This is a genomic window from Nocardia sp. NBC_01388 (genome assembly GCF_045040085.1).
In the GTDB taxonomy this organism is placed as follows: domain Bacteria; phylum Actinomycetota; class Actinomycetes; order Mycobacteriales; family Mycobacteriaceae; genus Nocardia.
Map to the genome: position 1 here is coordinate 2572256 of NZ_CP109553.1, position 18284 is coordinate 2590539.

Consider the following 18284-nt stretch of genomic DNA (forward strand, 5'->3'; position numbering starts at 1 on the left):
GATCTATGTCACACCCCCCTCGGTTGCAGCCGGACCACCGCCGGATTCATCGCCGGTCGGTGGTATCGGACCTGCGCGGTGATCGTGCGCAACAGATCCTCCGCGCCGGTGATCGTAAAGTCCTGCACCACATAGTGATCCGCAGTGCGCGGTTGCAGGAACAAGGGAATCTCCGCAGCCGACCGGCCAGGCAGCACGACGGGGAGCAGCCTGCGCTGCCACACCTCCCGGTCACTGTGCAGCAACTCCATCAGAAGCGTGATCTCCGACTGCATGCCCCGGTTGCTCTCGTTGCCGCAACGGCCGTCGCCGACGATCTTGCACACCGGCGAGGCGATCACCAGCACGTAGTCGGCCATAGTGATCTGTTCCATTGCCCACTGGTACCAGTTTCGCCGTCGATCGAGATCCCAGAAATCGATGTTCACATCGAAACCGCAAGTCTCGGTGAGGAATTGCGCGAACTGCAGGACCATTTCCCGGTGCTCGCGGCTGTCGTGGGTATAGGACACGAATACTCGCGGCACCCGGTTGACGGTGGACATCACATTGCCTCTCCCTGTCCCATCACGCCGATTCCGCTCGGCCGACTACGGAAGAGTCTGTGTCACCACGCAATTATGAGGCGAACGGTAATCAATTCCAGGACTCGAGGTGGATGCCATGCCCGGTAGAGGACGGCCGGAGAAGCCACTGCCGGCGCCGGTGAACGCCAAGCAGCGCTTCGGGGCGCAACTGCGGCAGCTCCGCCATCTCAAGGGATTCTCCGTGGGCGAGATGGCCGAGGCGGCCGGCTGTTCGGCGACGACCATCGGTCAGGCCGAGCGTGGCCAGCACCTGCCGAGTGAGACGCTGGTTCAGGTGTGGGATGCGGCATTGGACGCGAACAATCTGCTCAATGCGCACTACGAGGACCTGCGGTACGAACAGCGCGAGCAGAAGCGTCACTCGAGTGATCGCCTACCGGCGGCGACCGCGCCGACCTACCCGCTGCTGGGTGACCGGACCGAATGGGTTGCGGATATCACCATCCCGGATGGGACCCTCTTGCTACCCGGGCAGACCTTCACCAAAGTCTGGCGGATCCGGAACGCGGGGACCGTCGACTGGACAGAGCGCTACCTCAAACGCATCGGTGCGCTGGGAGGGGTCGGGCAGATCTCCACTCCGCGACTCACTCCGATTCCCGATACGCCTGCAGGGCATGAGGTATCCATTGCGGTGGCCTGCAAAGCGCACGTGCTCGCCGGTTCGTCGGTCGCGCACTTCAAGATGGCGGACCAGCACGGCCACCTCTACTTTCCGACCTCCAACCCGGCCGGCATCGTGCTCTCGATTACGGTGTTGGAGACTTGAGATGCTGACAGCGGTGATCGCCGCAGGGGCAAGCATTTTCGTGGCGACCCTGACATTCGTGCTGACCCAACGTGGGGCGATTCTCCAGGAGCGGCGGCAGGCGCGGCTGCTGCACGTCAGCAGCCAGCTCACGGAGCTCTACGCACCACTGCGCGCACTGGTCGATGCGAATGAACAGGTGTGGGAGTCCCTTCGGGCCGCTCGGCTGCCGGCGCGGGCGCAGCGCCGCTTCGACACTCCCGATCCGGAATGGCGCAGGTGGCGCGACCACGTACTGATGCCGGCGAACCGCGCTATGCGTGACCTCATCCTGGACCACGCCGACCTACTGCCCGAATCCGATCTGCCGGAACCACTTCGACAGTTCTGTGCACATGTCGCCTCGTTCGAAGTGGTCCTGGCCGCCGAAGCCGACGGCATCACCATCCCACCGCTGGTGCGGCATCCCGGCGACCCATACGTACGGCACGTGCGAGACACATTCGAATTGCTGATGGCCGAGCGGCAACGCCTGCTGCCTCCGCACTGACCGGACTGCAGATCAACACATTCACGCTAGACCCTCACCACAACAAGCATGTGCCAAAGCGCTCCAAGCGTTGGACGCGCTTGCCGATACCGGCGACCCCGAAGGCCGCGGCGCTCAGGAGCAGCCCGTTTGGGGCACGCTCGGCCGGGGCTTCCCGCGTTGTCCTTCACCCCAGCCCTGGAGGGCGGAGCACTAACCCAGATTCCGGTAGCGGGCGGCGATGCGGCGGCGGTGTGCGGCCGGGGTGCCGTAGAGGGCGCGGTTCAGGGTTGCGCGCTCGAGGAAGCGGTGGATGCCGCTTTCCCAGGTGTAGCCGTAACCGCCGTGCAATTGCATTGCCTTACCGGCGATGTCGACCGCGGCGGCGCAGGCGTGGGATTTGGCCATGGCGACGGCGACCTCGGCGTGCGGGGCGTTCGTGGCTACCTGGTGCACCGCTGCATCGACCAGGTGCCGGCTGACTGTGAGCCGAACGAGCATATCGGCGCACGCGTGTTTGACCGCTTGGAAGGAACCGATCGGGCGGCCGAATTGGGTGCGCGTCCCAGCGTAGGCGACGGTCGCGGCAAGCATGGCCTCGCTGAGGCCGAGGCTGTCGCAGGCGATGGTGATCGCGGCTCGATCGTGCAGTCGGCGCACCGCGGCGATCGGGTCACCGGCGAAGCGGTGGATCGACGTCGAGGGCACCGTGAGATCTTCGGCCACTATTCGGCCGAATTCCCGGGTTCGGTCCAGCACGGGCTGTGCGGTGCGAGAGAGGCCAGCGGCCTCCGCGACCATCGATACCACGACCGGAAGACCGTCGTCGCCGGCGGCGAACAGCAGCAGCTGATCCGCGGCAGGTGCGTCGAGCACGAATTCCGCACTGCCCGAGAGGATCAGGTGGGCGCCGGAGCGCCGGAGACCGAACGGCGACCCGAAAGGACCGCACGCATCGGCATCGGCGGTGAACGCGACCGCAACCGTGGACTCGCCCGCGGCGATGGCACGCAACAATAGACCTCGGCCGGGATCGGGGGCGAGCAGCAGGCAGGCTCCAGCGGCGAGGGCGGCGCTCGGATAAGGGCCGGCCGCCACCGCCCGGCCCCATTCCCGCGCAACGACGGCGGTCTCGGCGAAGGTGGCCCCGGCGCCGTCGAATTCCTCCGGCACCTCCAGTCCGAGCCAACCCTGGTGGGCGGCCACTTCCAGCTCGACCCGCCCTGCCGGCCCGATTCGTGCGAGGACATCCCGGGTCATTCCGCGCAACTCTGCATGCAGTGCAACGAATTCGGAGTCAGGGCATGCTGTTTCGATCATCATCGGACGACCGGTTCCCGGGGCAGGCCGAGGCCGCGCTCCGCGATGATGGTGCGCTGGATTTCGCTGGTACCGCCGGGGATGGTCCATTCCCAGGATCCGATGAAGTCCAGCACCCAGGCCCCCGACTCCCAGCCGCCCGACATCGGCTTGCGCAGCACACTGTGCGCTGCCACTCCCCCGAGCTCGGCACCGAAATCGGTCATCCGCTGGAGCAATTCGCTGTAGTACAACTTCACGATGGAGGCGTCGGCCGGACCGGCGGTGTCGCGGTCGTGGCGTTCCACCAGGTCGAGGCACAGCGCACGCAGACCGGTGATCTCGGTTTCGAAGATGGCCAGCCGGTCCAGTGTCACCGGATCCTCGATCGGCCGCCTGCCGCCCGGATCGGGTTGCGCGCACGACTCGAGTAGCCAACGGAATCCGGCATTCCCGAGGCGCTCGGCCAGTTCCAGCATGGTCAGGCCGCGTTCCGCACCGAGGGTGCGCTGCGCGACCTGCCAGCCGGCATGCTCCGCACCGATCAGGTTGGCGGCGGGAATCCGCACCTCGTCGAGGAAGATCTCGCAGAAGTGCGATTCGCCGGTGGCCTGCCGGATCGGGCGCACATCGAGACCGGGCGTTCGCATATCCAGCAGGAAGTACGAAATGCCGTGACGTTTGGCCGCATTCGGGTCCGTACGGGCCAGCAGCAGACACCAGTCGGCATACTGTGCGCCGCTCGCCCACACCTTCTGTCCGGTGGTCACGTAATCGTCGCCGTCGCGGCGCGCGGTCGTGGACAGCGCGGCCAGATCCGATCCGGCCCCGGGTTCGGAGAAACCCTGCACCCAGGTCTCACCGTCGAGAATGGCGGGCAGGTGACGATTGCGCTGGGCTTCGGTCCCAGCGGCGAGCAGGGTCGCGGCCGCGTGATGAATCGCCACGAACGCCAGCACGAGTCGTGGTGCGTCGTGGGCTGCGAGCTCCTGATACAGCACGACCTGTCGTGGGATCGGCAGGCCGCCGCCCCACTCGCGCGGCCAGTGCGGCACCGCATAACCCGCACCGCGCAGGGTCTGGAACCAGTCCTGCTGGAACGCAGCGAATTCGGCCCCGGTCGCCACGGTCTGAGTTGCCCGCCAATCGCGCGGAATGTGTGCGCGGCACCAGTCCCGCACCTCGGCCCGGAATTCGGTCAGCTCGACTCGGTCGCCGGCGGTTGTCATCGGGTGGCCGCCCGCTGCCGCAGGGCCAGCAGCCGCTCCCGGTGTTCGGCGGACTCCATGGTGACCACTTCGGCCGCGAATCCCGCTTGCAGCGGACCTGCCAGCGCTTGCGAAAGATACATATTGACCACTTGTTTGGTACTGCGCAGCGCCTGCACCGGTTGCTTTGCCAGACGTTCCGCCAGCCGATACGCAGCGGGGAGCAGCTCGTTGTCCGGCACGACCCGGCTGGCCAATCCGAGCTGTACGGCGGTCCGCGCGTCGATGCGGTCACCGGTGAACAGATATTCCCGAGTGCGCAGGATCGGGGTGAGCAGCGGCCAGAACGCCGCACCGCCGTCCCCGGCGACGAGCCCTACCGCGATATGCGGATCGGCGAGATATGCCCGCTCGGAGATCAACGCGATATCGCTCAGTATCGCGAGGCTCGCCCCCAATCCCACTGCCGCACCGTTGATCGCGGCGATCACCGGCAGTGGGAATCGCAGCATCTCCTCGATGATCTGCGCTCCCTCCCGAATGCTTTCGTTCCGCGCCGCCGGATCCTCGAGAAACGAGGTGATCCAGTCCAGATCACCGCCCGCGCTGAAGGCGGGCCCGGCTCCGGTGAGTATCACGACGCGAGCCTCGTGATCCGCAGCCAGCTGTCGCCAGACATTGGCCAACGCCCAATGCATGTCCTCGTCGACGGCATTGAGCTCGTCGGGCCGGTCCAGCACGACCACGCGGATCGGCCCTTCGACCCGGACCGACACCGCATCCGGCAGTTCGTACTGCATGTCCTTACGCCCCCTTCACATTTACCGGCCCGGAGAACAATCCGGTCAAACCTCGTCGGCCGATCCGGCGGCTCAACAACTCCCCGGTCGCGGCGATACCGAGCGGGAATCTGCGCAATGGCAAGCTGTACCGCGAAACCCACGACAGTGGCGACTCGTCACAGAATCCGAGCGCACCGTGCAACTGGTGTGCCACCCGGAAGACGATCTCGGCCGCCTCGAGCGCCGCCAGCCGCAATGCCAGCGCGTCCTCGACCATCTCGGGACTGCCGGACGCGATTGCGTACAGCGCGTACCGGGCCAGCATGTCGACCCCGCGCCGCTCCACCTCCGCATCGGTGAGTTGAAACTGCACCGCCTGAAACTCCGCCAGGGGCCGCCCGAACTGCTCCCGCACCAGTACATGCGCTCGCGCGAGATCCATTGCCCGATCCAGCATTCCGAGCAGTGCCCAGCACGGCAGCACCAGCGCCAGCGCCAGATCGAGCGTTCCGTCGCGTCTACCGGCGACTTCCTCCGGCCCGGCGGCGGTCTGCTCGACTGGATGCCACGCCAATGGCGTACTGAAGGCGGTCTGGCGGGGCGGCGAAGTCATCTGCGTCACTGCGACGTTGCCCAGCGTGCCATCCAGTGTCACTGCCGCCCAGTGGAAGTTGAGTTCTGTCAGCGGTCCGTGGGGGTCTTGTTCGGCGATGACCACCAGTCCGTCCGGGACGCGGCCGCCGGAATCGGCGTGGTCGGGGCGGGCCATCCGCTCGGCCACGGGATAGGGAACAGCCCAGTAGCCGGCGCTGCGGCACAGGGCGGCCGCTGCTTCCAACTCGTCCGCGTCGCGACGGGGTGCCAGGTCCCAGGCGCCGAGGCTGTCGAGGATCGGTTCGATCAGTTCTCGTCGCAGGTGCGGGTGTTGTTCGGCGCGCTGCAGGAGGGCGTCGCCGCCGGCGAGTTCGAAGGCGCGTCGGGCCTGTCGCCCGAATTCGAGGGCCTCGGGTGAGAGTTGTACGTCCATCAGGCGGCCTCCAACATCTTCCGCGCCAACAGGATTCGCTGCATTTCGATGCTCCCCGACGCCACCGTCGAGGCCTGGGCATACCGCCAGTGGTCCGCAATCGCGCGGCGGTAGCGCCGTCCGGGTTCGTCGTCCGGTGCGGCGGTCGCGATCTCGGCAAGCACGGTGGCGCTGTCCTGATCGAGCCGGGTGACCGCAATGCGGTAGGTCGCTGCGTCACTCGGCGAGATACGACCCTCGTTCTGCAACGCCAGGACCTGATAGGCCAGCAGCCTGGCGCGCCGGCAGTGGATGAGCATGCGTGCCCATCCACTGCGCAGCTGCGGCACGAGTTCGTCCCATCGCTGGGGCCCGAGCACCTCCGGCGCGGCGTGCAGCAGCCGCTCGCAGCGGGCGTACCGGGCGATCCCGACCCGCTCGAAGGCCAGGACTTCCCGCACCACCTGCCAGCCGTCCCCGACCCGTCCCAGCACATCGGCCTCGGTCGCCCGGACATTGTCGAGGAACACCTCGTTGAGGTGGTGCGGCCCCAGCATCGAGCGAATCGGCCGGACCTCGATACCCGGTCTGGACATCGGTACCAGGAAAACGGTGAGGCCCTGCTGCTTTCGGTCTTCCTTCGAGGTGCGGGCAAGCAGGAAGCACCACTGTGCCATCTGGGCGTAGGAGGTCCAGATCTTCTGACCGGAGATCGACCATCCGTCCCCGTCCGGACGCGCGGCCGTCCGCAACGACGCCAGATCGGAACCGGAGTCGGGCTCGCTGAAGCCCTGACACCAAATCACCTCGCCGCGCGCGATCGGCGGCAGATGTCGGTTCTGCTGCGCTGTGCTCCCGTGCCGCATGAGCGCCGGGCCCACCCAGTTCACACCCATGTACTGCGCGCCGCGGGGCTCGTGATGCGCCCACATCTCCTCGCGGACCACGGTCTGCTCCCACACCGAGGCATCGCGGCCGCCGAACTCCGGTGGCCACGCCGCACACAGCAGACCGCGATCGGCGAGTACACGGCAAAAGTGCTGGGCCACAGCCAGATCGGCCGGATCGTCGGTGAACGCGCCGAGGAAGTCCGCGGGCACCTCCGCCGCCACCAACCGGCGCAGCTCACCGCGCAGGCCGGTGGCGGCTTCGCCCATCTCGAAGTCCATGCGGCGGACAGTACTTCAATCCTCATAATGATAGCAATGTTTGAATGGTCAGCGGCCTGTGGGTAAACTCGCGAGGTCGACAACAGCGGCAGTGTGTGACGATGGAGGAAAGAGGTCTGCGTGACCAACCCCCGGCGTGGCCGGATCCCGCAACGCCGCATCGCGGAAACCGTTGCCGCGGAACTGCGTACCCGCATCCTGTCCGGCGAGGACGACTACCGGTTGCCCACCCAGGACCAGTTGGTTCAGGACTTCGGAGTCAGCTACCCCTCGATCCGGGAAGCCTTGCGCATCCTCGAGACCGAAGGTCTGGTCACCGTGCGCCGCGGCAATGTCGGGGGCGCCGAAGTGCACCGGCCGAACGAATCCTCGGCGGCCTACCACCTCGGACTCGCACTACAGGGCGCGCGCGTCACCCTCGGAGATCTCGCCTCCGGCCTCCGCACCCTGGAACCGATGTGCGCCGCCGAATGCGCGCGCCGCGAGGACCGGGCCGAGATCGTGGTCCCGGCACTGCACGCCAATATCGCGGCCTGCGAGGCACTGATCGGCGAGGGCATCGAATTCACCCACACCGCACGCGAATTCCACGACCTGGTGGTGTCCTTCACTCCCAATGCCACGGTGCGCTACGTCGTGAGCAGCCTGGTCGCGCTCTGGTCAGCCCAGGAGGAAGCGTGGGCCGAGGTGCTCACCCAGCGTGGTGAGTACCCCTCGCCGACCGATTCCACGGAAGCCGTGCGCACCCATGTACGAATTACCGAAGCGATCGCGACAGGAGATGACGCCGAGGCCGAACGCCTCTACCGCGTCCACCTCGCCGCCACCCAGACACTGGTGCTGGATCGTTTCGACAACGGCGTCGTCAATGCCTCAGCCGACGTGGTGCGCCAGGCCATGCAATCGAGTCGCGGCATGCGCACCTGAGCCGCCGAACCGCTTCTCCCTCAGCTGCTCCCCGGCCTGGCCCGCGAATCATTTCGCAGGCCAGGCTTTTTCGTGCGCGGCGATCTAAATGTCAAGTATTGCTATCCTTATGAGGATTGTCGTACTGTGGCCTGCACAAGCCAGTGGCCTGCCTCACAAAACGGCTCGATCCGGCCGTCGCGCAGATCGCCACGCACATCGACGTTCTCACCGTTCAGGGAGGCCGCCTTGAGTCAGGGCGCGCGCTACAGCAGCACCACAGCCATCACCCTCGCCGACGGGGTACGCATCGAACGACTCACCCCACCGAGCCGATTGTTCGGGGCGAACGGTCTGCGCACCGGGGCCGACAATCGCATCTACGTGGCGCAGGTCGCCGGCAGTACGATCAGCGCCCTCGACGTCACCACCGGCGATCTGGAAACGATCAGCGCCAAGGGCAGCGACATCATCGCCCCCGACGACATCGCCTTCGATCTCGACGGCAATCTCATCGCCACCGAGTACATGGACGCGCGAGTCAGCATGCGCGGCAAGGACGGTCGCACCCGCGTCATTCGTGACGACGTCCCCGGAGCCAACGGCATCACCGTGCATCGCGGCCGGCTGTTCGTCAACGAATGCCGGATCGGCGGCCGCCTCATGGAGTTGCCGCTGGACGGGAGTGCGCCACACATCCTGCAGGACAACCTGCCGATGCCCAACGCCATGGAGGTCGGGCCCGACGGGCTCCTCTACTACCCGGTCATGGGCACCAACGACATCTGGCGCATCGACCCCGACGGCGGTGTGCCTGAACGCGTCGCCGGTGATCTCGGCGTGCCGGACTCGGTCAAGTTCGACGCCGAGGGCTTCATCGTCTCCACCCAGGTGCAGACCGGCGAGGTGCTGCGCATCGATCCACGCACCGGCGACAAGCAGGTACTGGCGCGCATGGCGCCCGGCCTGGACAACTGCACCTTCGTCGGCAATCGACTGTTCGTCTCGAGCTTCACCGGCGAGATCACCGAGATACTCACCGGCGGCGATACCCGGGAGATCCTCGAGGGCGGTCTCATGTGGCCGCTCGATATGACCGTCGGACACGACGGCAACCTCTACCTCGCGGACGGCACCTACCTCTATGTACTGCGCGAGGGCGAATTGCACCAGATCGCTTCGCTTTTCAGTCCGGGAACGCCGGGCTACGTGCGCGGCGTCGCCGCCGTCGGCCCGGGCGAACTCCTGTGCACCACCTCCACCGGCGAGATCTCCTACTATCGCCCGGGGCCGGACGCACAGACCGAGGTCGTGGCCCAGGGGTTCGACCAGCTCTACGGTGTGGCAGCGATCGCGAACCGCACGATCGTCGCCGCGGAACTCGGCACCGGCCGCGTGCTCTCGATCCGGGCGCAGCAGGTGTCGGTGCTGGCCTCCGGCCTCAACGCCCCGATGGGTGTCGCATTCGGCCCGGACGGCGCCGTCCTGGTCTCCGAATCCGGGGCCGGGCGGGTCGTCTCGATCAGCGGCAGCGGTGTCGACACCGTGGTGGACGGACTCCTGACGCCGCAGGGAATCCTGGTGCGCGGCAAGCAATTACTGATCGTCGATGTCGGACTGAAGGCCCTGATCGGCGTCGATCTCGAGACCAGGGTGCGCCGGACGCTCGCCTCGAATCTCCCGGTCGGCGCGCCGCCCGGTATCGTCGCCAAACCGCTGCGCGGCACTCCCCCGTTCTCCGGTCCGATGGGCCCCTTCGCGGGCATCGCCGCCGGACCGGACGGCACTGTCTATCTCTCGGCCGATGCCGACGGCAGCGTCTTGGCGCTGCGGTTCAGCGAGTAGGTAAAGCCATGGGGCACAATGGCTTTCCTGGTCTACAGGGGCGCGTGATCATCGTTTCCGGTGCGGGCGGTGGCGGAATCGGCACGGCGGTGACACGGATGGTCGCCGAGGCCGGCGCGACAGTCGTCGCGGTGAGCCGGTCGAAGGAGAATCTCGGCACCCATATCGAACCGCTTGCCGCCGAGGGTCTTCCGGTGATCGCGGTGGCGGCCGACGCGTCGACCGACGACGGTATCGCCACCGTCCTCGCGCATGCCCGCCGCGCCGAAGGCGAGCTCTACGGGCTGGTCAATGTGGCGGGCGGCGCCGCACCGGCGACCTGGATGCCCGCCACCCGGGTCACCCGTACGGACTGGCGCGCCCTGTTCGCCCAGAACCTGGAAACCATGTTCTTCATGAGCCAGGCGGTGGCGGCGGAACTCACCACACACAGACTGCCGGGTTCGATCGTGTCGATCTCGTCGATCAGCGGCATGAACACCGCGCCGTTCCACATCGCCTACGGCACCGCCAAGGCGGCCCTGGTCGCCGCGACCCGCACCCTGGCAGTCGAATTGGCGCAGTACGACATTCGAGTCAATGCCATCGCACCGGGTGTCACCGAAACCCCGGCGTCCCGGGCCTATGTCGGCGAGGACCCCGAGCGGGATCGGCGGGCCATCGCCATGGGCCGGCGCGGCCGGCCCCGGGAGCAGGCGGGCGCGGTCCTGTTCCTGCTGTCCGAGCTGGCCGGCTACATCACCGGGCAGACCCTGCTGGTGGACGGCGGCCTGAATCTCAAGTGGACCCATCTCGGCGCCGACCACACCTCCCTGTTCCTCGAGGACGACGCCTTCCGCGCCGCCATCACCCACTGACACAACGGTTTCCATCAGGAGGACGTCATGACCGAAGCCGTCGACCACAGCACCGGAACCGCTTCCACGTCGGCACAACCGCTCTCGACACCGATGACGATCGGTGTCGAGGCCTACATCTCCCCCGAATACGCCCGAGCCGAGGGCGACAAGCTGTGGGCCAAGGTGTGGCAGCAGGTCTGCCGGGTGGAAGAGATCCCGCGAGTGGGTGATTTCCTCACCTACGAGATCGTCAACGACTCCATCATCGTGGTGCGCACCGCACCGGACACCATTCGCGCACACCACAATGTGTGCGCCCATCGCGGCCGCCGGCTGGTGGACACCCCGCCCGGCGCGCACGATGCGCGCGGCAGCCGCAAACAGTTCGTCTGCGGATTCCACGGGTGGCGCTACGACCTCGAGGGCCGCAACACCTTCGCAGCCGAGCGCGCGGACTGGCCCTGCGGGCTGGACGAACGCAATGACGGCCTGAACCCCGTGCAGGTCGGCACCTGGGGTGGCTGGGTCTGGATCAATATGGATCCGCAGTGCGAACCCCTGCGGGAATTCCTGGAACCGGCGGCGAGTCTGCTCGAGCATTTCGAACTGGAGAACATGCGCTACCGGTGGCGACGCTGGCTGACCTTCGACTGCAATTGGAAAGTCGCCTTCGAAGCGTTCATGGAGACCTACCACGTGCCCTACACCCATCCGGAATTCATGAATTTCGGTCAATTCCTGGGCTGGGCGCGAGCACAGGGCAGGCACAGCAATATCGGCTACGACGCACCCAAGGGCATGGAGGAGAACCAAGCCAAGGTGCGCCTGGGCAGCGGTCCCGACGCCCGGGTGTCGACGGCCATTCTGCAGAACTTCACCTGGGAGAACGCCAATACCAACACCACTCGCACGCTGGTCGATGTCGCGAACCGTCTGGTGGACGAATTGCCCGAGGGCACACCGGCTCCCGAGGTACTGCGCTACTGGCTCGACACCGCCCGGTCCGAGGACGAGGCGCGCGGGGTCGTCTGGCCCAAGATCGATCCGGGCATCGTCGCCGCGGCCGGTACCGCATGGCAGATCTTCCCCAACTTCCAGATCGGCCACGCGCTGAACAATATGCTCTGCTACCGGTTCCGGCCCTATGGCCGCGATCCGGACAAGTGCGTCTTCGAGGCCGCCGTCTTCGAACTCTTCCCGCCCGGCGAGGAACCGTCCACCGAGTGGGAGTACACCCCGGTGGGCGACCCGAACTGGCGCACGGTGCTGCCGCAGGACTTCGACAATATGGCCGCCGTCCAGCGAGGCATGAAGAGCCGGGGGTTCTCCGGCCCCAAACCCAATCCCTATCGCGAACGCAGCGTCGTGAACCTGCACCACAACCTCGCCGCGTATATGGGCACCGGCGAACCCCGCGACCTGGCCTGATCACCCTCCCCAGCAAGGAAGTTCGAATGCACGACTGTGCGCCCACCCAGACTCCCGAGATCGACCTGACCGCACTCCGGGACCACTATCTCGCCGAGCGCGACAAGCGCCTGCGCACCGAGGGCCAGGGCCAGTACCTGGTCACGGAGGACGGCTTCGACGAGTTCTACGAATCCGATCCCTACACGACCGTCGTGCCGCGCGCACCGATCACCGCCGAGATCGGCGTGGCCGTGCTCGGCGGCGGCTGGGCGGGCCTGATCGCCGCAGCCCGGCTCGAACAGGCCGGTGTCACCGATTTCCGAATTATCGAACTGGGCGGCGATTTCGGCGGAGCCTGGTATTGGAACAGATACCCCGGGATCCAGGTCGACACCGACAGCTACAGCTATCTGCCGCTGCTCGAGGAGACCGGGTACATACCGTCGGAGAAATACGCTCGCGGCGACGAATGCTTCGAACACGCCCAGCGGATCGGCAAGCATTTCAATCTCTACGAGCGCACCATCTTCAGCACGCTGGTGAAATCGCTGGAGTGGGACGAGGCGATCGGCCGCTGGCGGATCGGAACCAATCGAGGCGACGATATTCGCGCTCGGTTCGTCATCATGGCGCAGGGCCCCTTCAACAAGCCCAAATTGCCCGGCATCGAAGGTATTACGCAATTCCAGGGACATACTTTCCACAGCGCCCGCTGGGATTACGAGTACACCGGCGGCACCGTGCACGGCGGGCTGGACAAACTCGCCGGCAAACGAGTCGCGGTGATCGGCACGGGAGCCAGTGGCATCCAGGTGATTCCGCATATCGCGAAGTCCGCCGAGCATCTGTTCGTCTTCCAGCGCACGCCCTCCTATATCTATGACCGCGGCAATGTGCCGACCGATCCGGAATGGGCCGCCTCGCTGCAGCCCGGCTGGACCCGCGAGCGCAAGCGCAATTTCCACACCGCCGCCTTCGAGGCGTTCGCGCCCGGTCAACCGGATCTGATCTGCGACGGCTGGACCGAGGTCAGCCGCAATCTGGAGGCGCATCTGACCGCCACCGGCGGCTGGGCGACGCTGACTCCCGAGAAATTCATGGAGCTGCGCGAAATCGAGGACTACCGCGCGATGGAGCGGGTGCGCCGGCGCGTCGACGAGATCGTGCGCGATCCGGCGACCGCGGCGGCGCTCAAGCCCTACTACCGTTTCCTGTGCAAGCGGCCGTGCTTCAGCGACGAGTACCTGCCGACGTACAACCGCGAGAACGTCACCCTGGTCGACGTATCCGAAACCAAAGGCGTGGAACGCATCACCGCCACGGGCATCATCGCGGACGGCGTCGAGCACGAGGTGGACTGCATCATCTTCGCCAGCGGCTTCGAGATCACCACCGATCTGGACCGCCGTCTCGGCATCGCACCGTTCACCGGCCGTGCGGGTCTCTCGCTCTACGACCACTGGGTCGCGGGATACACAACCCTGCACGGGCTCACCACGCGCGGCTTCCCGAACGTCTTCTTCACCGGATTCATTCAGGGCGGCATCACCGCCAGCACCACCGATATGTTCGATCAGCAGGCGGGTCATATCGCCTACATCCTGGCCCGCGCTTTCGAATCCGGGGCAACCACAGTCGAACCCACCGCGGAGGCCGTCGAGACATGGTGCACCACCGTCCGGGAGACCGCGGTCGACAATTCCAACTTCCAGCGCGAATGCACGCCCGGCTACTACAACAACGAGGGCGAGAAGCAGATTCGATCACATCTGGGCGAGCCCTACTGGCCGGGCTTCCACGCCTTCGAGGATCTGCTGGAGGCCTGGCGCGCGACCGGTGAGCTGCCCGGTCTGACGCTCGGCCGGTAGGGGGCGTTCATGACCCAACTCCGATTCGATGATCGCGTCGCCGTCATCACCGGCGCGGGACGCGGCCTGGGTCGCGCCTATGCCGAACTGCTGGCCGCCCGCGGCGCGCAGGTCGTGGTCAACGACCCCGGCGGCACGATGCGAGGAGACCTGTTCGAGGCCGATGTCGCGGCGGAGGTGGTGCGGGCCATCTCGGATTCCGGTGGCGAAGCAGTCGCCTCCACCGACTCGGTCTCCACCCCCGCCGGTGGGCAGGCGATCATCGATACGGCCCTGAAGACCTACGGCCGCATCGACATTCTGATTCACAATGCGGGCACCGTTCGCCCCGGATCACTGACGGAATTGAGCTTCGAGGATTTCGAAGCCGTCCTGGACGTTCATCTGCGGGGCGCATTCCATATCGTCCGGGCCGCCTTCCCGCAGATGAGCGACGCCGGGTACGGGCGAGTGGTGCTCACCTCCTCCATCGGAGGGCTGTACGGCAATCAGAAAGTCGCCAATTACGCCGCCGCCAAGTCGGCGATGATCGGGTTGTCCAATGTGATCGCACTCGAGGGTGCGCCGGTGGGTGTGAAATCCAATGTGATCGCGCCCGCCGCGCTGACCCGCATGGCCGAGGGCATCGACACCTCCGCCTACCCGCCCATGCAGCCGGAACTGGTGGCACCGGCCGTCGGCTGGCTGGCCCACGAAACCTGTTCTGTCAGTGGCGAAATGCTGGTCGCCATCGCGGGCCGCGTGGCCCGCGCCTACATCGGCGAGACCCCCGGCGTGTATCAGCCGTCGTGGACGATCGAACAGATCGCCGAGCAGATCGACGACATTCGCGACACCACCGGCGACAACTGGATTCTGCCGGTCGTCCCGTCCGCACACATCGACCACATCGTCAAGAGCTTCGCCTTGACCACGGAAGGGCAGTGACCTATGGGAGTCAAAGTCTACGAACGCATTCTGGACCTGTTCGAGGCAGAGGGCATCAATACCCTCTTCGGCATTCCGGACCCGAATTTCGTGCACCTGTTCCACCTCGCGGAGCAGCGCGGCTGGACTGTGGTCGCACCGCATCATGAGGAATCCGCCGGGTTCATGGCCGAGGCCGTCTCGCGCATGACCGGCAAGGCCGCCGTCTGCATCGGCACACTCGGCCCGGGTGTCGCGAATCTGGCGGCCGCCATGATGTGCGCCAAGGTCGAGAATTCGCCGGTCGTCTTCCTGGGCGGGCAGCGCTCCAGGATCACCGAGCAGCGAGTGCGGCGCGGCCGCATCCAGTTCGTGAAGCAGTCGGGATTGTTCGAACCGTCGGTGAAGTACGCCGCGAGCATCGAATACGCCGATCAGACCGATGAGATCATTCGAGAGGGCTTGCGCAAGGCACTGTCCGGAACGCCCGGGCCGGTCTACATCGAGTACCCGGCACATGTCATTCAGGAGGAACTCGACGTCGAACCGGCCTTGCCGCCGAGCAAGTACCGACTGGTGGGTCAGACCGCCGGACCGGATGTGGTGGCCGCGGCGGCGGCGCTCATCCGCGCCGCGAAGCAGCCCATCCTGCTGGCCGGGCACGGGGTGCACACCTCCCGCGCCGGGCAGGCGGTCCGGGCGCTGGCCGAGGAGATGGCCTGCCCGATCATCCAAACCTCCGGCGGCACTTCGTATATCGAGGGCGTGGAGGACCGCACCTTCCCGTACGGCTTCTCTCCCTCCGCGGTGGACGCGGTGGTGACATCGGATCTGTGCCTGGCCATCGGCACCGAACTCGGGGAACCGGTGCACTACGGCCGTGGCCGGCACTGGGTCGCGGGCGAGGCCGCACGCAAGTGGATCATGATCGAGCAGGACCCCACGGCCATCGGCGTGAACCGTCCTATCGACGTACCGCTGGTCGGTGATCTGCGCGCGATCGTGCCACAGCTGACCACGGCCCTGCGGGACACGCCGCGCACTCCCACCCCGGAACTGAGCCGCTGGATCGAGCAGGACGCGACCCGGCTCGCGGAACTGGCGGCCTCCGCACCCTCGGGCATCTCACCCGTGCACCCCGCACGGCTGATAGTCGAAGCGACCCAGGCCTTTCCGGCCGACGGCATCATGGTCCGGGACGGCGGCGCCACCACCATCTTCGGGTGGACCTACTCCCAGGCCAAACCGCACGACGTGATCTGGAATCAGAACTTCGGGCATCTCGGCACCGGGCTTCCCTATGCCGTAGGCGCTTCCGTCGCCGACGGCGGCAAACGACCGGTCATGCTCGTCACCGGTGATTCGTCCTTCCAGTTCCACATCGCGGAACTCGAGACGGCGGCGCGCTTGAATCTGCCGCTGGTGTGCGTCGTGGCCGTGGACTACGCCTGGGGTCTGGAAGTCGGTGTCTACAAGCGAACTTTCGGTCAGGGATCGCTCGAGACCGGCGTGCACTGGAGCACCGCGACCCGCTTGGACAAGGTCGCCGAGGGCTTCGGCTGCTACGGCGAATACGTCGAGCGGGACGAGGACATCGCACCCGCCATCAAACGGGCCTATGCCAGCGGCAAACCGGGCGTCATCCATGTGGCCGTCGATCCGAAGGCCAATTCGGAGGAAATGCCCAGCTACGACGAATTCCGTACCTGGTACGCGGAGGGAATGCAGTGATGCGCGACTATTCGAAGTTCTATATCGGTGGCCAGTGGGTGGAGCCGGCGGGATCGAACACCTTCGAGGTGATCAACCCGGCGACCGAGGAGGTCGCCGGCATCGTCGCCGCGGGCACGGGGACCGATGTCGATCGCGCCGTGGCCGCGGCCCGGCAGGCCTTTCCGGCGTGGTCCTCGACCGCCGTAGCCGAGCGGATCGAGGTGCTGCGCGGCATTGCCGAGGCATACGGGAAACGTCGCGATGAGCTGGGCGCGGCGCTCACCGAGGAGATGGGTGCGCCGACCGCACTGGCCCACGGCTTCCAATTGGATCTGGCGGCAGGGCATCTGGCGAAGGCGATCGACGTGCTCGAGCACTACGTCTTCAGCGAGCGGCGTGGCCGGACCCTGATCGTGAAGGAGCCGATCGGTGTCTGCGGACTCATCACCCCGTGGAATTGGCCGCTGAGCCTGATCGCGGTCAAGGTGTTCCCGGCGCTGGCCACCGGCTGCACCATGGTGCTCAAGCCATCCGAACGGTCCCCGTTCACCGGACAGCTCTTCGCCGAGATACTCGATGCCGCAGGCGTTCCCGCCGGTGTGTTCAATCTGGTGCAGGGCGACGGGCCCGGTGCCGGAGTGCCGCTGTCGGCGCATCCGGACGTGGACATGATCTCTTTCACCGGATCCACCCGCGCCGGCATCGACATCGCCCGCAACGCCGCGCCCACAGTGAAACGGGTGACCCAGGAGCTGGGCGGTAAGAGCCCGAACATCCTGCTCGACGATGCGGACTTCGCCGCCAATGTCGGCAAGGGAGTGGCGGCGGTCACGCTCAACTCCGGTCAAACATGCAGTGCCACCACGCGAATGCTGGTTCCCCGAGCCCGGATGGCCGAGGCCGTCGAACTCTCCCGTGCGGCAGCCGAACAGGTCACCGTGGGAGACCCGACCGGCGCGGCCGCAGTGGGGCCCGTGGTGTCCGGATCGCAGTTCGAGAGAATCCAGTCGCTGATCCAGCAGGGTATCGACGAAGGAGCCACGCTGGTGACCGGCGGTGTGGGGCGGCCGCAGGGTTTGACGCGCGGCTTCTACGTGCGGCCGACGGTTTTCGCCGATGTCACCAATGACATGACCATCGCCCGGGAAGAGATCTTCGGTCCGGTGCTGAGCATTCTCGGCTACGACGATATCGACCACGCGGTGATCATCGCCAATGACACCGAATACGGTCTCGCGGCCAATGTGGCCGGAGCCGACCTCGACCAGGCGCGCGCGGTCGCCCGCCGAATCCGGGCTGGCTACGTGTCGATCAATGACGGATTCGACTTCTCCAGCCCCTTCGGCGGTTACAAGAAGAGCGGAAACGGCCGGGAGTGGGGCGAATTCGGTTTCGAGGAATACCTGGAGACCAAGGGCATCCTCGGGTACGCGCCCGAGGACGCACAGGCGTGACATAGACGGACAGGA

At 66.4% G+C, this 18284-nt stretch carries 16 protein-coding genes; 10 read left to right on the forward strand and 6 right to left on the reverse strand.

The genetic code is table 11. The annotated features are described in order from the left end of the window. Positions 1-8 precede the first annotated feature (8 nt). The gene (locus tag OG716_RS12530; protein ID WP_405137807.1) at positions 9-545 is read right to left on the reverse strand and encodes an SEFIR domain-containing protein; all 537 of its coding nucleotides are present in this window, start codon (positions 543-545) and stop codon (positions 9-11) included. Positions 546-663: 118 nt separating this feature from the next. Between OG716_RS12530 and OG716_RS12535 the strand changes: the two genes are divergently transcribed. Both OG716_RS12535 and OG716_RS12540 read left to right on the forward strand, forming a co-directional pair. Next, positions 664-1356, forward strand: a complete 693-nt coding sequence (locus OG716_RS12535; RefSeq protein WP_405137808.1) for a helix-turn-helix domain-containing protein — start codon at positions 664-666, stop codon at positions 1354-1356. A 1-nt stretch (position 1357) separates the two neighbouring features. Next, entirely contained in the window at positions 1358-1885 is a 528-nt protein-coding gene (locus OG716_RS12540) for a hypothetical protein (RefSeq protein ID WP_405137809.1), read from the forward strand. Between the two features lie 192 nt (positions 1886-2077). On the opposite strand, the gene OG716_RS12545 is transcribed toward OG716_RS12540, so the two are convergent. From OG716_RS12545 to OG716_RS12565, 5 genes are read right to left on the reverse strand one after another with little or no spacing between them, the layout of a single operon-like run. Further along, positions 2078-3124, reverse strand: a complete 1047-nt coding sequence (locus tag OG716_RS12545) for an acyl-CoA dehydrogenase family protein (RefSeq protein WP_405137810.1) — start codon at positions 3122-3124, stop codon at positions 2078-2080. Between the two features lie 59 nt (positions 3125-3183). After that, entirely contained in the window at positions 3184-4392 is a 1209-nt protein-coding gene (locus tag OG716_RS12550) for an acyl-CoA dehydrogenase family protein (protein ID WP_405137811.1), read from the reverse strand. Then, positions 4389-5171: an enoyl-CoA hydratase/isomerase family protein gene (locus OG716_RS12555; RefSeq protein ID WP_405137812.1), complete on the reverse strand. Its 783-nt coding sequence runs from the start codon at positions 5169-5171 to the stop codon at positions 4389-4391. Before OG716_RS12555 ends, OG716_RS12550 begins: the two co-directional genes overlap by 4 nt. A gap of 4 nt (positions 5172-5175) precedes the next feature. Next, on the reverse strand, positions 5176-6180 hold the full coding sequence (locus tag OG716_RS12560; RefSeq protein WP_405137813.1) for an acyl-CoA dehydrogenase family protein: 1005 nt from the start codon (positions 6178-6180) through the stop codon (positions 5176-5178). Further along, positions 6180-7328 (reverse strand): acyl-CoA dehydrogenase family protein, encoded by a 1149-nt coding sequence (locus OG716_RS12565; RefSeq protein ID WP_405137815.1) that lies wholly within the window; start codon positions 7326-7328, stop codon positions 6180-6182. Before OG716_RS12565 ends, OG716_RS12560 begins: the two co-directional genes overlap by 1 nt. A gap of 120 nt (positions 7329-7448) precedes the next feature. Here OG716_RS12565 and OG716_RS12570 point away from each other — a divergent pair, with 120 nt between their 5' ends. The 8 genes from OG716_RS12570 to OG716_RS12605 all read left to right on the forward strand — a co-directional run bounded on the left by OG716_RS12570 (position 7449) and on the right by OG716_RS12605 (position 18269). Further along, positions 7449-8255 carry a FadR/GntR family transcriptional regulator gene (locus OG716_RS12570; protein WP_405137816.1) on the forward strand — a complete coding sequence of 269 codons (807 nt, stop codon included), beginning with the start codon at positions 7449-7451 and terminating at the stop codon, positions 8253-8255. A gap of 228 nt (positions 8256-8483) precedes the next feature. After that, entirely contained in the window at positions 8484-10079 is a 1596-nt protein-coding gene (locus OG716_RS12575; RefSeq protein WP_405137817.1) for an SMP-30/gluconolactonase/LRE family protein, read from the forward strand. 8 nt (positions 10080-10087) lie between these two features. After that, positions 10088-10936 (forward strand): SDR family NAD(P)-dependent oxidoreductase, encoded by an 849-nt coding sequence (locus OG716_RS12580; protein ID WP_405137818.1) that lies wholly within the window; start codon positions 10088-10090, stop codon positions 10934-10936. A gap of 27 nt (positions 10937-10963) precedes the next feature. Continuing rightward, positions 10964-12346, forward strand: coding sequence for an SRPBCC family protein (locus OG716_RS12585; protein ID WP_405137819.1), 1383 nt, complete (start codon positions 10964-10966; stop codon positions 12344-12346). A 26-nt stretch (positions 12347-12372) separates the two neighbouring features. Then, a complete protein-coding gene (locus tag OG716_RS12590) occupies positions 12373-14196 on the forward strand; it encodes a flavin-containing monooxygenase (protein WP_405137820.1) in 1824 nt (607 codons plus the stop codon). Positions 14197-14205: 9 nt separating this feature from the next. After that, positions 14206-15123: an SDR family NAD(P)-dependent oxidoreductase gene (locus OG716_RS12595; RefSeq protein WP_405137821.1), complete on the forward strand. Its 918-nt coding sequence runs from the start codon at positions 14206-14208 to the stop codon at positions 15121-15123. Positions 15124-15126: 3 nt separating this feature from the next. After that, on the forward strand, positions 15127-16833 hold the full coding sequence (locus OG716_RS12600; RefSeq protein WP_405137822.1) for a thiamine pyrophosphate-binding protein: 1707 nt from the start codon (positions 15127-15129) through the stop codon (positions 16831-16833). Beyond that, positions 16833-18269, forward strand: a complete 1437-nt coding sequence (locus OG716_RS12605) for an aldehyde dehydrogenase family protein (protein ID WP_405137823.1) — start codon at positions 16833-16835, stop codon at positions 18267-18269. Before OG716_RS12600 ends, OG716_RS12605 begins: the two co-directional genes overlap by 1 nt. Positions 18270-18284 lie beyond the last annotated feature (15 nt).